Source organism: Streptomyces sp. NPDC015220 (assembly GCF_043079345.1).
GTDB lineage: Bacteria > Actinomycetota > Actinomycetes > Streptomycetales > Streptomycetaceae > Streptomyces.
This window is the reverse complement of the sequence record NZ_JBIBUK010000023.1, coordinates 98,956-111,642: the sequence shown is the minus strand read 5'-3', so window position 1 is coordinate 111,642 and position 12,687 is coordinate 98,956. Positions and strand designations below refer to the sequence as shown.

Sequence of the window (12,687 nt, the reverse complement as noted above, 5' to 3'; positions counted from 1 at the left end):
CGATGGGACGTTATCGATCGCGATGGCGGGGCATCATCCCACCTGACCGGGACCCAGGCGGCCGGATCTCCGGCCCGCCCGAGCGAGGAGGGATGCTGCGATGGGGGAGAAGGTCGTGGCAGGCCAGTTCGACCTGTCCGATCGCAACCGCTACCGCGACAAGCTCCGGCGGTGCCTGACGGGACTGGAGCGACTGTTGCAGGAGAAGCGGTTCGACCGGCCGAAGAATCTCATGGGGCTGGAGATCGAACTGAATCTCGTCGGTTCCGACGGGATGCCCAGAATGCTGAATGCGCAAGTACTCGAGCGCATCGCCAGTCGTGACTTCCAGACCGAACTCGCGATGTTCAATCTCGAGGTCAACATCGCCCCGCACCGGCTGGGCGGCCGGGTTTTCGACCGGCTGGCGGAGGAGTTGAGGACGTCACTGGCATATGCCGACCGAAAAGCCGGGGAGGTTGATGCCGGAATAGCGATGATCGGCATTCTGCCGACCCTCGGCCGGGACGACCTGGTCTCCTCCAACCTTTCCGACGTCGACCGGTACGCGCTGCTCAACGACCAGATCGTCGCGGCCCGCGGCGAGGACTTCGCGCTGGACATCGACGGGGTCGAGCACCTCGCCTGCTCCTCCAAGTCGATCGCGCCCGAGGCCGCCTGCACCTCCGTGCAGCTGCACCTCCAGGTCACGCCGGACCGCTTCGCGGACGTGTGGAACGCGGCGCAGGCGGCCAGTGCCGCGCAGATCGCCGTGGCGGCGAACTCGCCCTTTCTGTTCGGGCGCGAGCTGTGGCGGGAGTCGCGGCCGCCGCTGTTCCAGCAGTCCACCGACACCCGCCCGCCGGAGCTCCAGGCACAGGGCGTGCGGCCGCGCACCTGGTTCGGTGAGCGGTGGGTGTCCTCCGCGTACGACCTCTTCGAGGAGAACCTGCGCTACTTCCCGGCCCTGCTGCCGATCTGCGACGAGGAGGACCCCCTCGACGTGCTGGCCGAGGGCGGTGTCCCCAAGCTCGCCGAGCTCGTCCTGCACAACGGCACCATCTACCGCTGGAACCGCCCGGTCTACGACATCGCCGACGGCGTGCCCCACCTGCGGGTGGAGAACCGGGTGCTGCCCGCCGGACCCACCGTCACCGACGTGATCGCCAACGCCGTCTTCTACTACGGTCTCGTCCGCGCCCTCGCCGAGGAGCCGCGGCCCGTGTGGACCCGGCTGCCCTTCGAGGCGGCGGCGGCCAACTTCGACGCCGCGTGCCGGCACGGTATCGACGCCCGGTTCAGTTGGCCCCGGCGCGGCCGGTACTCCGGTACGGCCGAGGTCGACGCCGTCAGCCTCGTCCGCGACGAACTGCTGCCGCTCGCCGAGGCCGGTCTGAGCGCGTGGGGCGTGGAGCCGGCGGACCGGGACCTCTACCTCGGGGTGATCGAGGAACGGTGCCGTCGTCGGACCAACGGCGCCCAGTGGCAGGCGGCGACCTTCCACCGGGCGCTGGAGAAGGGGCTCAGCCGGGAGGACGCCCTGGCCGCCACGACCCGCCGGTACTGCGAGCTGATGCACCTCGGCGAGCCGGTGCACACCTGGCCGGCCGGCCTGCCGGCGCCCGTTCCGCTGGGGTGAGACGGGTGGGGCGGCGCCGGTCCCGGCCGGGCTCGCCGGGGGCGCGGCGTCGCGGGCCACGTACGTCGGGAGAGTCACGGCCAGGGGCCGCCCGTGCCCGCGCGGGGCGGATCGGGCAAGCTGTGACCTCCGACGACGGTGGTACTGGAGGCTGGTGTGCAGGCGGAGGCGGGGCCCGGGGCCGATTCCTTCTGGCGTGAGCCGCCGTCGCGACGGATCCTGCGCGACGAGACACTGCTGGTCCTGGCGCTCTCCCTCGGGGCGAGCGGGGTGTCCGCCCTGATCAGCTTCGTCGGGTCGGTCACCAAGCCGGGCGGGCTCAAGGACCAGGCGGCCACCCTCAACGCCTCCGCCGCTCCGGGGCGCCCCTGGCTCGACCTCGCCTGGCAGCTCTTCGGAATCGCCACCGCCCTCGTACCCGTCGCCCTCGTCGCCCACTTCCTGCTGCGGGAGGGGCGGAGCCTGCGCACGCTCGGCTTCGACCGCACCCGTCCGTGGCCCGACCTCGGCCGCGGGGCCGCGGTCGCGGCGGTGATCGGCAGCACCGGAATCGCCTTCTACCTGGCCGCCCGCGGTCTGGGGTTCAACCTCACCGTGGTGCCGGAGGCGCTGCCCGAGGTGTGGTGGAAGTACCCGGTGCTCGTCCTGTCCGCGCTGCAGAACGCGGTGCTGGAGGAGGTCATCGTCGTCGGCTACCTGCTGCGCCGGCTCGACCGGCTCGGCTGGTCGGCGGGGACGGCGCTGGTCGCCAGTTCCGTACTGCGCGGCTCGTACCACCTCTACCAGGGCGTCGGCGGATTCGTCGGCAACATGGTGATGGGCGTGGTCTTCGTCCGGCTCTACCGGCGGTGGGGCCGGGTCGGCCCGCTGGTGGTGGCGCACTCCCTGCTCGACATCGGAGCCTTCGTCGGCTACGCCCTGCTGGCCGGGAGGGTGGACTGGCTGCCCACCGCCTGAGCCGGCCGCGCGGGGGTGCCGAAGGGGGCGTACGCATGCCGGGTACGCCCCCTTCCCCGTCCGGTCAGGCGCGCAGTTCGCCTTCGATGACGGTGACCGCGCGACCGGTGAGCAGGGTGCGTTCGCCGCGCAGCGCGGTGCGGACGCGGCCGGCGCGCGCGGAGGCCTGGAGGCCGGTGAGGTCGGGGCGGCCCAGGCGCTCGGCCCAGTAGGGGGCCAGCGCGGTGTGCGCGCTGCCGGTGACCGGGTCCTCGTCGATGCCCACGTTCGGGAAGAAGCACCGGGAGACGAAGTCGTAGCCGCGGGCGGGGTCCTCGGCGCGGGCGGTGGCGATGACGCCGCGCGTGGAGTGGGCGGCGAGCGCCTTGTGGTCGGGGGCGAGGTCGCGGACGGTCTTCTCGTCGGCGAGTTCCAGCAGCAGGTCACCGACGTTCGGGCCGGTGTCGAAGGCGGTGCGCGGCTCGGTTCCCAGGGCCTCGGCGACCCCGTCGGGGACCTCGACGGCGGTGAGCGGGGCGGTCGGGAAGTCCAGGGTGATCGCGCCGTCGCCGTCGGGCGTGGCGATGAGCACGCCGCTGCGGGTGGCGAAACGCACCGGTCCGGCCTGGGCGCCGGTGGTGTGCAGGACGTGGGCGGTGGCGAGCGTGGCGTGGCCGCACATCGCCACCTCGGTCGCGGGGGTGAACCAGCGCAGCGCCCAGTCCGCCTCGGCGCCCTCGGGCAGCCGGTGCGCGAACGCCGTCTCGGCGTGGTTGACCTCCATGGCCACTTTCCGGAGCCAGTCGTCCTCGGGGAAGGCGTCGAGCAGCAGCACCCCCGCGGGATTGCCGGCGAAGGGACGGTCGGTGAAGGCGTCGACGATTCGGATGCGCATGCCCTGACGGTAGGGGGCCGCAGGAGTCCGGGACCAAGGCCAATCGGCGGTCGGCGGCCTGGGATTCGGGGAGGCCGCGGTTCGGAAGGGGGTTGTCGGTCCAACTCCTCCGATATATCGTTGAAGCATCGCGACAGATCAACGATGGAATGGAGTGGTTGCGATGCGTACCCACGGATACGAGCGTGGACACCGGCACGACGGTCCCCGGCGCGGCCTGGGCGGCTTCGACGCGCGGCGTGCGGCCTTCGGGCCCTTCGGGCCGGGCGGTCCCGGATTCGGACCTGGCTTCGGCGGTCCGGGCCCCTGGGGCGGCCGAGGGCGTGGCGGGCCGCGCGGCAGGGCGCGGCGCGGTGACGTACGGGCGTCGATCCTGGCCCTCCTCAAGGACCGTCCCATGCACGGCTACGAGATGATCCAGGAGATCGCCGAGCGCAGCGGCGGCGCGTGGAAGCCCAGCCCCGGCTCGGTCTACCCCACCCTCCAGCTGCTGGAGGACGAGGGCCTGATCACCAGTGAGAGCGAGGGCGGCAAGAAGCTGTACTCGCTCACCGACTCCGGCCGCGCCGCGGCCGCCGAGGGACCGGACGCCCCCTGGGAGGAGGCCTCGCGCGGGGTGGACTGGGAGGCCCTCGGTGAGATCCGCCAGGCCGGCTTCGGTCTGATGGAGGCCTTCGGCCAGGTCTGGAAGACCGGCAGCAAGGAGCAGCGGGAGAAGGCGCTCGCCGTCGTCAACGAGGCCCGCAAGAAGCTGTATCTGATCCTCGCCGACGAGGACTGAGCCTCCAGCGACGAGGGCCGATCGTCCTCCGGTGCGGAGGGACCGGGCGGGGGGCGCCCCGTGGAACGAACCGCGGGGCCTCTCGGCGTGTCGCTGCGGTGGGCCGGCGGCCGGTGTGCCGCCGGGGCTGTGGGATTCCCCGGAGGATCCTGGTCGGATTGGCCTGATCTCATCCGTAAGGAGGAGATTCCTGCCGGTGGCGTCCACTTCTCGTGGGACGCGTAAATGCTTCCCGCCGTGGATGACCGGAGCCCGGCGGACTGATGGGCTGGGAGTCGTGCAACACCGTATCCCCGGGCAGTCGGCCCACGAACAGGACGGGCGCGGTCCGGACGACGACGCAGGGCTCAGTGCCGAGCTGGCGGCGGTGGTCGCCGCCGCCCGCAGAAGGGCGGTGCGGGACGGGGACCGGCAGATCGACACCGCCCACCTGCTGCACACGCTCCTGGAGTCCGACCCGGAGGTGCGCGCCGCCTTCGACGGCGGGCCACGCATCGTGCGGCTGCTCGGCTATCTCGTGCAGCGCAGCATCGGCTACGGGCTGCGCTGGCAGGGCACCGTGGAGGATTCCGGCGCCCTGCCCCTGGTGACCGCGGCGGAGGCGGCCGGGGCGGTGGCCGCGGGCCCGCCGAGGGGCGGCGCGGTGGCGGCGGGGTCCGGGACCGACGGCTGCTCGCCCGCGGCGTCGGCCGCGCTGGAGTTCGCCCGGGACCGTGCCGCCCGGCGCGGCGACCACCGGGCGCGAGGTCTCGACCTGCTCGCCGCGGTCGTCGCCGACCCCGGGGCGCGGGCCGTCGAGGTGCTCGCCCGCGCGGGGATCGATCCCCGGGAGCTGGCGGCACGAGTGGACAACGATGCCGACGGCTGACGGGACGAGCGCACCCGGGCGGCGGAGTCCGCGGGCGGACTGCCCCACGCGGTCGCGGCGGCCGTGACCGGCCGCGTCCTGAGGGGTGCGCCGCCGCCCGCGTGGCGCCCCTCGTCGTCAGCGCCTTCGCGGAGCCGCCTTCCGGGCCGACGGCGGCCGACCGCGGCCGACAGGGGACTGCCGGGGGACGCGCCGGGGCGGCGGAGGGGGACGGCCGGTGGGAGCGGTCGGGCGTCCAGCGAGTGAGACAGGTGCCATCCGGGGTGACGGTCATGTCATCGCCTGTCATCATGTGCCGATGCGTACGTCTGCGATCAGTCAGGGCCGGTCCGGCAAGGGCGTCGGGCTCGCTCTCGCGCTCGTGTCCGCCGTCGCCTTCGGCGGCTCCGGGGTCGCGGCCAAGCCGCTGATCGAGGCGGGCCTCGACCCCTTGCACGTGGTGTGGCTGCGCGTCACCGGCGCGGCCCTCGTCATGCTGCCGCTGGCCGTGCGGCACCGCGCGCTGCCGCGCAGCCGCCCCGCCCTGGTCGCCGGTTTCGGACTGCTCGCCGTGGCGGGCGTCCAGGCCTGCTACTTCGCCGCGCTCTCCCGCATTCCCGTCGGAGTCGCGCTGCTCGTCGAGTACCTGGCGCCGGCCCTGGTGCTCGGCTGGGTCCGCTTCGTACAGCGGCGGCCGGTCACCCGGGCCGCCGCCGTCGGCGTGGTCCTCGCGGCCGGCGGCCTCGCCTGTGTCGTCGAGGTCTGGTCCGGCCTGGGCTTCGACCCCCTCGGACTGCTGCTCGCCCTGGGCGCCGCCTGCTGTCAGGTCGGCTACTTCGTCCTGTCCGACCAGGGCGGCGACGCCGGTGACGCGGCCCCCGACCCGCTGGGCGTCATCGCGTACGGACTGCTGGTCGGCGCCGTCGTCCTGACGGTCGTGGCGCGCCCCTGGAACCTGCGCTGGCCGGTGCTCGCGCACACCGCGTCCCTCGACGGCACCGCGGTGCCGGCCGTGGCCCTGCTGGTCTGGATCGTGCTGGTCGCCACGGTCCTGGCTTACGTCACCGGCGTGCTCTCGGTGCGCCGGCTCTCACCGCAGGTGGCGGGCGTCGTGGCGTGCCTGGAGGCGGTCATCGCGACCGTGCTGGCCTGGGTCCTGCTCGGCGAGCACCTCTCCGCGCCGCAGGTCGCCGGCGGCGCCGTGGTCCTGCTGGGCGCGTTCATCGCGCAGTCCTCGGCGCCCGCCGGGAGCTCGGCGGAGCCGGTGGCGGGCGGCGGCCCGGAGAGGGAGTTGTCGGCACGGGGCACGGCGGCATAGTGTGCTGATCATGCACGCGCTCGTTCTTCCGCCTCCGGCCGCCTGAGGCGGGCCCTTCGGTGACGAGCCCGGCAGGTTGCCGGGCCGAACCGCGTTGCCCGCAGAAGAAGTCCGCCGGCCCCGTCCGACCGGGGTCGCCCATGCCGTACTTCTGCACCTCTGCGGAGAGAACTCGTGTCGCACTCCTCCTCCGGCCTGCCCGTCGGGCGTGGCCTCCTCTACCTGATCGTCGCCGGCGCCGCCTGGGGCACCGCGGGCGCGGCCGCGTCCCTGGTCTACCGGGCCAGTGACATGGGGCCGGCCGCTCTGTCCTTCTGGCGCTGCGCGACCGGTGTCGCGCTGCTGCTCGCCGCGCGCCTGCTGCGTCCGCGCGTTTGGACCGCGGCGCCCGTGCCGGCCGGCCGTCGGCTGCTGCGGGCCGGTGCCACCGGCGTCGGCCTCGCCGTGTTCCAGACCGCCTACTTCGCCGCCGTCCAGAGCACCGGGCTCGCCGTGGCGACCGTGGTCACCCTCGGCGCCGGGCCCGTGCTGATCGCACTCGGCGCCCGCCTCACCCTCGGGGAGAGGCTGGGCGGGCCAGGCCTGACCGCCGTCACCGGGGCGATCGCCGGGCTGGCCGTGCTGGTGCTCGGCAGCGGCGGCGCCACCGTGCGCCCCTGGGGCGTGCTGCTCGCCCTGGCGTCGGCGGCCGGCTACAGCGCGATGACGCTGCTCACCCGCCGGTGGGGCCGGGCGGTCGGAGCCGACCACTTCGCCGCGACCGTGGGAGCGTTCGCCGTCGCCACCCTCTGTCTGCTGCCGTTCGCGCTGGTGGAGGGAGTGGTGCCGCACACCGCCGAACCCGTCCGGCTGCTGTGGCTGCTGGGCTACATCGGCACGGTCCCGACGGCCCTCGCCTACGCCCTCTACTTCGCGGGCGCGGCCGTGGTCCGCTCGGCCACCGTGTCCGTGATCATGCTGCTCGAGCCGGTCAGCGCGGCCGTGCTGGCGGTCGCCCTGCTCGGCGAGCGCCTGACGGCGGCGACCGTCATCGGCACCGCGCTGATGCTCGGGTCGGTCGCGGGCCTGGCCGTGGCGGAGGCGCGCGAGGCGCGGGCAGTGGCGCGGGAACCCGCCCTCGCGTGAGGCCGGGCGGCCCCCGCCGTCATCGGGGAGCCGCCCGACCCCTCCGGTCCTCGCCGGCCGCCGGGCCCGGCGGGCCGACCGGGCCGGTCGGCCCGTGTGGTCCGCGTCGTCCGCCCGGTGCCCGGTCGGCCCTGGCTCCGGCGCGTTCGCGTTCGGCGGGCGAGCCGGACGGGGCCGCGACCGGGCGACCGGCCGGTGCTGCCGCTCGGCGTCCTCGCGGGGCGCTCAGGTGCGGACCGGCGTCACAGTGCCGTGAGGTAGCCGGGGAGTTCCGTCCCGGGGAGCAGGCCGGCGTCGGCGAGCGGAGCGCCGTACTCCCTGCGGACCGGCACCACGCCCGCCCAGTGGGGGAGGGAGAGGTCCTCGGGCTCGTCGTTCACGCCGCCCGTGCGCAGCTTGGCGGAGACCTCGGCCAGTTCGATGCGGAGCACGGCGGTCGCGGCGAGCTCCTTGGCGTTGGCGGGACGGGAGTCGGCCGCCCGGCCCGGCACGACGTGGTCCACCAGCGCGTCCAGCGCCGCCCGCTTCTCCTCCGGGTCGGTCACCTGACGGGCGATGCCGTGCACCACCACGGAGCGGTAGTTGACCGAGTGGTGGAAGGCGGAGCGGGCCAGCACCAGGCCGTCGACGTGGGTGACCGTCAGGCACACCGCTGTCCCGGGGTCGGCCTGACCGGCCATGCGCAGCGGGCGGGAGCCGGTCGAGCCGTGCACGTAGAGCCGCTCGCCGACCCGGCCGTACAGCGTCGGCAGCACCACGGGTGCGCCGTCGCGGACGAAGCCGAGGTGGCAGACGTAACCCTCGTCGAGGATCGCGTGCACCAGCTCCTTGTCGTACGACGCCCGGTCCGCGGAGCGGGTGGGCACGGTGCGGTCGGTCGGGGTGTAGGAGGGGGCCGGTGACGCCGGCTGCCGGGTGCCCTGCATTGCGGTCTCCATTGTACTAGTGCATAATATTGTTTGTGCTAGGAGGATATCGGATCGAGGGGCGGCGCGCGGCGGAGATCGCCGCGAGCGTCGAGCGCGGGGTGGGCTCGGGAGAGCTGGAACCGGGCCGACTGCTGCCGCCGGTGCGGGAGTTGGCGGGACGGCTCGGTGTCAATCCCAACACCGTCGCCGCCGCGTACCGGGTGCTGCGCGAGCGCGGGGTCATCGAGACCGCCGGGCGCCGGGGCAGTCGTGTGCGGCCCGCGCCCGCCACCACCGGGCGGGACCACATCCGAGTGGAGGTGCCCGAGGGCGTGCGCGACGTGGCCGGCGGCAACCCGGACGGGTCGCTGCTGCCGGAACTGGCGCCGGCCCTCGCGGCGGCGGCGGCGCGGGGCGACCGCGAACCGGTGCTGTACGGGAACCCGGCCGTGGAGCCGGAGCTGGCGCGCGTCGCCCGCGCCGACCTGGCCGCCGCCGGAGTCCCGGACGGGCCGCTCGCCGTGGTGTCCGGCTCGCTGGACGGCATCGAGCGGGTCCTGACCGCCCACCTGAAGGCGGGCGACACGGTCGCCGTGGAGGATCCCGGGTGGGGCAGGACGCTCGACCTGGTGCCGGCGCTCGGGCTGCGCACGGCGCCGGTCGCCGTCGACGACGAGGGGCCGCTCCCCGACGACGTACGCGGGGCCGTCGAGGGCGGCGCGCGCGCCCTGATCGTCACGGACCGGGCGCAGAACCCGACCGGCGCCGCGCTGAGCGCCCGGCGCGCGCGTGCTCTGCGGGCCGTCCTGCGCGCACACCCGGAGACCCTGCTCATCGAGGACGACCACGGCCACGGGATAGTCGACCTCCCCCTGCACCCCCTGGCCGGAGCCACCCGCCACTGGGCCTTCGTCCGGTCGGTCGCCAAGGCGTACGGCCCCGATCTGCGCCTCGCCGTCCTCACCGGGGACGAGGTCACCGTCGACCGGGTCCGCGGCCGGCAGCGGCTCGGGCCGGGCTGGGTGAGCCTGCTGCTCCAGCGGACCGTGGTACGGCTGTGGGAGGACGGGCGGCCGGACACCCGCGCGGTGGCGGCGGAGTACGGCAGGCGGCGCGAGTCGCTGATCGGCGCGCTGGCGGAGCGCGGGGTCGCGGCGCACGGGCGCAGCGGGATGAACGTGTGGGTGCCGGTGCCGGACGAGACCGGGGCCGTCGCCCGGCTGCTGCACTCCGGCTGGGCCGTCGCCCCCGGCGCACGCTTCCGGCTGAGCGCGCCCCCGGGCATCCGGATCACCGTCTCCGCCCTGCGGCACGGGGACACCGAGCGGCTGGCGGACGCCGTGGCGGCGGCGCTGGGCCCGGCCCCGGAGCCGGGTTACGTCTAGGGTCCTCGTTTCCGAGGTCTCCCGTGCGCATCAGGCCGGACCCGCGCCCCCGCCGGACGGCTCCGGACGGGGAGCCCAGGATCCGGGACGAACCGTGCGCTCGGCTTCGAGCTCGGCGGTGCGAACCGCCCGTTCGTACCCGCTCGCCGGTGCCCGGACCGTTCGTCCGGGCTCGGGCTCGACGTCCCCGCCCGCCTGCCCGGCCCCGCGCTCGACGTCCGGGACCGTCCGCCCGCGCCTGCCCGCCGTGGCCCGGGCGGACCGGCCGCCGCTCCTGGGGCGGGCCTGGGTCAGGGCCGCGCCGGCCAGGACGATCACCGCACCGACCGGGGTCGACCAGGTCAGGTGCTCGTCGAGCAGGGCGACGCCGGCGGTCGTGGCGATGATCGGGACGAAGTAAGTGACCATCTGGGCCGTCGTCGGCCCGACCTCGGCGACCAGGCCGTACTGGACGAGCATCGCGAAACCGGTGCCCAGGGCGCCCAGAGCGGCGATCGCGAGCAGCGGCACGACGTCCCAGTGGTCGGGGGCGCCGGTGAACAGCGGGGTGACCACCGCCAGCTGCGCCGTGGCGAGCAGCAGTTGTCCGCCCGTCAGGGACAGATGGGACTCGGTGGAGCCCGCCAGGGTGCGCCGGACGTATATCCAGCCGACCGGATAGCTCAGGGACGCCAGGAGGGCCATCGCCGTGCCGCCCGCGTCCAGGCCGTGGAAGCCCTGCCAGGCGCCCAGCACCGTGAGCACCCCCAGGAAGCCGAGTCCGAGTCCCGCCACCCGCACCCGGGTCGGCCGGTCCTCCGAGAGGGCGACGAGGGACAGGGCCATGCCCCACAACGGCGAGGTCGCGTTGCAGATGCCGGCGAGCGTGGAGGGGATCGTCAGCTCCGAGTACGCGAAGAGCGAGAACGGCAGCGCGTTCAGGAAGAAGCCCGCGACCGCCAGGTGTCCCCAGGTGCGCGCACCGCGCGGCAGCCGCTCCCGCTTCACCGCCATCGCCACCGCGAGCACGGCGGTACCGAAGACCAGCCGCCCCAGCGTGACCTGGAAGGGGGCGAAGCTCTCCGTGCCCACCTTCATGAAAAGGAAGCTGAAGCCCCAGGTCAGCGCCAGGAACGCGAACCGGACCCGCCAGTGCAGCGGGCGGCCGGAGCGGGCGGCCGGGACGGAAGGGGGCGGCGAGGAGGCGGAAGCGGTGGTCATACCGGTACGATGCACGCCCCGAACCTCTTAGCACAATCGAGATATCGTGCCCAGTATCTCGTAGCATCACTTACATGTTGAACCTGGAGCGCCTGCGCACCCTCGACGCCCTCGCCCGGCACGGCTCGGTCAGCGCGGCGGCCGACGGACTGCACGTGACGACCTCGGCCGTCTCCCAGCAGATGGCCAAGCTGGAACGGGAGGTCGGCCAGCAGCTCCTGGCGAGGAACGGCCGGGGCGTGCGGCTCACGGACGCCGGCCGGCTGCTCGCCGAGCACGCGGCACGCATCCTGTCCCAGGTGCGGATCGCCCAGTCCGATCTGGAGGCCCGGCGCGGACAGGTGGTCGGCGAGCTGCGGCTGGGCGCGTTCCCCACGGCGGCGCGGGGGCTCTTCCCGCTGGCGCTGTGCCACCTGCGCGACCGGCACCCCGATCTCGGTGTCACCACGACCGAGGTGGAGCCCGCGCCCGCCCTGCGCGCCGTGCTGCGCGGCGACGTCGACCTGGCCGTCGTCCTCGACTGGTACAACAAGCCGCTGCCCGTGCCGGACGGGCTCACCCGCGCCCCGATCCTCGACGACCCCGCCGACGTGGCCCTCCCCGCCAACCACCCGCGCGCCGACCTCACCGAGGCCGACCTGGAGGACTTCGCCGACGACGACTGGATCACCTGGGCCGACGAGGAGTTCTGTCACGAGTGGCTGCTCGACACCCTGCGCTCCAAGGGCGTCGAACCGCGCATCGCGCACCGTGCCCAGGAGCACGCCACGCAGTTGGCCCTGGTCGCCGCGGGCCTCGGGGTGTGCGTGGCGCCACGGCTCGGGCGGGGCCCGCTGCCCGCCGGGGTGCGGACCGTCGCGGTGCGGCAGGCGGTGCGGCGGCACGTCTACGCGGTGTGGCGCGCCGACGCGGACCGCCGCCCCTCGATCCGCGCGGCGGTGGACGCCCTGCGGGCGGCGGGGGAGCGTATCGGCTGAAGGGGCCGGCCCCCGCTCACCGCGGCGCGGGCCGGGCGGGTCCCAGTTTGCGGAAGTCCCAGGAGACGATCTTCTCCGGGGTCAGCCGCACCCACGCGTGGCGGCCGTCGTGCGGCATCTCCTCCAGGCCGAAGTGCTTCCGGGCGAACAGCGTCTCGGGAAGGTCGAGGTCGGCGCAGAGCTCTCCGGTGCGCGGAGCCTCGCCCACGAACTCCACCGTGCCGATCAGTTCCGCGCCGCGCAGCTCGCCGTACTCCTCGCCGGTGTCGACCACGACCGCGACCCGGGGATCGCGGCGCAGATCGGCCCAGCGCCTGCTGCGCACCACGGAGTAGAGCCACAGTGACGTGCCGTCCCAGGCGAACCAGAGCGCGCTCACATGCGGCGCGCCGCCGGCCGACACCGTGGCGACCCGGCAGGTGCGCTGGGTGGCGAGGAACTCGTCCAGCTCCCCGGGCGTCATCATGATCCTCCGCCCCCGGCGCTGCGTCGCGGTCATGCGGCCCCCTCTTCTCCTGCCCTCCCCCTGTCGTGCCGTGGCCGGTGCGCCCCGGCGGGAAGGGATCTCCCGAGGATGGAGCGCCTTCCCCGCTCCCGCAAGGGCGGCCGGGCTGCCGGGGCCGGGGGCGCTTCAGGCCGGCTTGTCCTCCTCCCCGGCGACGGAGGCGGACCCGGCGGGCAGCGGCCGGATCGCCGG

The 12,687-nt window shown here is 74.6% G+C and carries 12 protein-coding genes; 8 read left to right on the top strand and 4 right to left on the bottom strand.

Features of this window, described 5'->3' with window-relative positions:
• Positions 1-100: 100 nt before the first annotated feature.
• Together ACF061_RS32085 and ACF061_RS32080 are read left to right on the top strand one after the other, a co-directional pair.
• Positions 101-1,618 carry a glutamate-cysteine ligase family protein gene (locus tag ACF061_RS32085; RefSeq protein ID WP_392270508.1) on the top strand — a complete coding sequence of 506 codons (1,518 nt, stop codon included), beginning with the start codon at positions 101-103 and terminating at the stop codon, positions 1,616-1,618.
• 156 nt (positions 1,619-1,774) lie between these two features.
• On the top strand, positions 1,775-2,575 hold the full coding sequence (locus tag ACF061_RS32080) for a CPBP family intramembrane glutamic endopeptidase (RefSeq protein WP_392270507.1): 801 nt from the start codon (positions 1,775-1,777) through the stop codon (positions 2,573-2,575).
• Between the two features lie 64 nt (positions 2,576-2,639).
• Here the strand turns inward: ACF061_RS32080 and ACF061_RS32075 are convergent, their stop codons facing one another.
• Positions 2,640-3,449 (bottom strand): PhzF family phenazine biosynthesis protein, encoded by an 810-nt coding sequence (locus ACF061_RS32075; RefSeq protein WP_392270506.1) that lies wholly within the window; start codon positions 3,447-3,449, stop codon positions 2,640-2,642.
• A 163-nt stretch (positions 3,450-3,612) separates the two neighbouring features.
• On the opposite strand from ACF061_RS32075, the gene ACF061_RS32070 reads away from it, so the two are divergent.
• From ACF061_RS32070 to ACF061_RS32055, 4 genes are all read left to right on the top strand, one after another.
• Positions 3,613-4,230 (top strand): PadR family transcriptional regulator, encoded by a 618-nt coding sequence (locus ACF061_RS32070; RefSeq protein ID WP_392270505.1) that lies wholly within the window; start codon positions 3,613-3,615, stop codon positions 4,228-4,230.
• 277 nt (positions 4,231-4,507) lie between these two features.
• Complete coding sequence (locus tag ACF061_RS32065; protein WP_392270504.1) at positions 4,508-5,098, top strand: Clp protease N-terminal domain-containing protein; 591 nt, start codon at positions 4,508-4,510, stop codon at positions 5,096-5,098.
• Positions 5,099-5,396: 298 nt separating this feature from the next.
• Positions 5,397-6,395 (top strand): DMT family transporter, encoded by a 999-nt coding sequence (locus ACF061_RS32060; RefSeq protein WP_392270503.1) that lies wholly within the window; start codon positions 5,397-5,399, stop codon positions 6,393-6,395.
• A gap of 174 nt (positions 6,396-6,569) precedes the next feature.
• Positions 6,570-7,520, top strand: coding sequence for a DMT family transporter (locus ACF061_RS32055; protein ID WP_392270502.1), 951 nt, complete (start codon positions 6,570-6,572; stop codon positions 7,518-7,520).
• A 242-nt stretch (positions 7,521-7,762) separates the two neighbouring features.
• Here ACF061_RS32055 and ACF061_RS32050 read toward each other — a convergent pair whose 3' ends face one another.
• Positions 7,763-8,446, bottom strand: coding sequence for a pyridoxamine 5'-phosphate oxidase family protein (locus tag ACF061_RS32050; RefSeq protein ID WP_392270531.1), 684 nt, complete (start codon positions 8,444-8,446; stop codon positions 7,763-7,765).
• Positions 8,447-8,481: 35 nt separating this feature from the next.
• Between ACF061_RS32050 and ACF061_RS32045 the strand changes: the two genes are divergently transcribed.
• Positions 8,482-9,813 carry an aminotransferase class I/II-fold pyridoxal phosphate-dependent enzyme gene (locus ACF061_RS32045; protein WP_392270501.1) on the top strand — a complete coding sequence of 444 codons (1,332 nt, stop codon included), beginning with the start codon at positions 8,482-8,484 and terminating at the stop codon, positions 9,811-9,813.
• Between the two features lie 30 nt (positions 9,814-9,843).
• Here ACF061_RS32045 and ACF061_RS32040 read toward each other — a convergent pair whose 3' ends face one another.
• Complete coding sequence (locus tag ACF061_RS32040; RefSeq protein ID WP_392270500.1) at positions 9,844-11,013, bottom strand: DMT family transporter; 1,170 nt, start codon at positions 11,011-11,013, stop codon at positions 9,844-9,846.
• Between the two features lie 74 nt (positions 11,014-11,087).
• Between ACF061_RS32040 and ACF061_RS32035 the strand changes: the two genes are divergently transcribed.
• The gene (locus ACF061_RS32035) at positions 11,088-11,990 is read left to right on the top strand and encodes a LysR family transcriptional regulator (protein WP_392270499.1); all 903 of its coding nucleotides are present in this window, start codon (positions 11,088-11,090) and stop codon (positions 11,988-11,990) included.
• 16 nt (positions 11,991-12,006) lie between these two features.
• Here ACF061_RS32035 and ACF061_RS32030 read toward each other — a convergent pair whose 3' ends face one another.
• Complete coding sequence (locus ACF061_RS32030) at positions 12,007-12,489, bottom strand: pyridoxamine 5'-phosphate oxidase family protein (protein WP_392270498.1); 483 nt, start codon at positions 12,487-12,489, stop codon at positions 12,007-12,009.
• Between the last annotated feature and the right edge of the window lie 198 nt (positions 12,490-12,687).

Coding starts and splice junctions, on each gene's coding strand:
- ACF061_RS32085 (WP_392270508.1), top strand. CDS start 101: ATGGGGGAGAAGGTCGTGGCAGGCCAGTTCGACCTGTCCGATCGCAAC.
- ACF061_RS32075 (WP_392270506.1), bottom strand. CDS start 3,449: ATGCGCATCCGAATCGTCGACGCCTTCACCGACCGTCCCTTCGCCGGC.
- ACF061_RS32070 (WP_392270505.1), top strand. CDS start 3,613: ATGCGTACCCACGGATACGAGCGTGGACACCGGCACGACGGTCCCCGG.
- ACF061_RS32060 (WP_392270503.1), top strand. CDS start 5,397: ATGCGTACGTCTGCGATCAGTCAGGGCCGGTCCGGCAAGGGCGTCGGG.
- ACF061_RS32050 (WP_392270531.1), bottom strand. CDS start 8,446: ATGCAGGGCACCCGGCAGCCGGCGTCACCGGCCCCCTCCTACACCCCG.
- ACF061_RS32040 (WP_392270500.1), bottom strand. CDS start 11,013: ATGACCACCGCTTCCGCCTCCTCGCCGCCCCCTTCCGTCCCGGCCGCC.
- ACF061_RS32035 (WP_392270499.1), top strand. CDS start 11,088: ATGTTGAACCTGGAGCGCCTGCGCACCCTCGACGCCCTCGCCCGGCAC.
- ACF061_RS32030 (WP_392270498.1), bottom strand. CDS start 12,489: ATGACCGCGACGCAGCGCCGGGGGCGGAGGATCATGATGACGCCCGGG.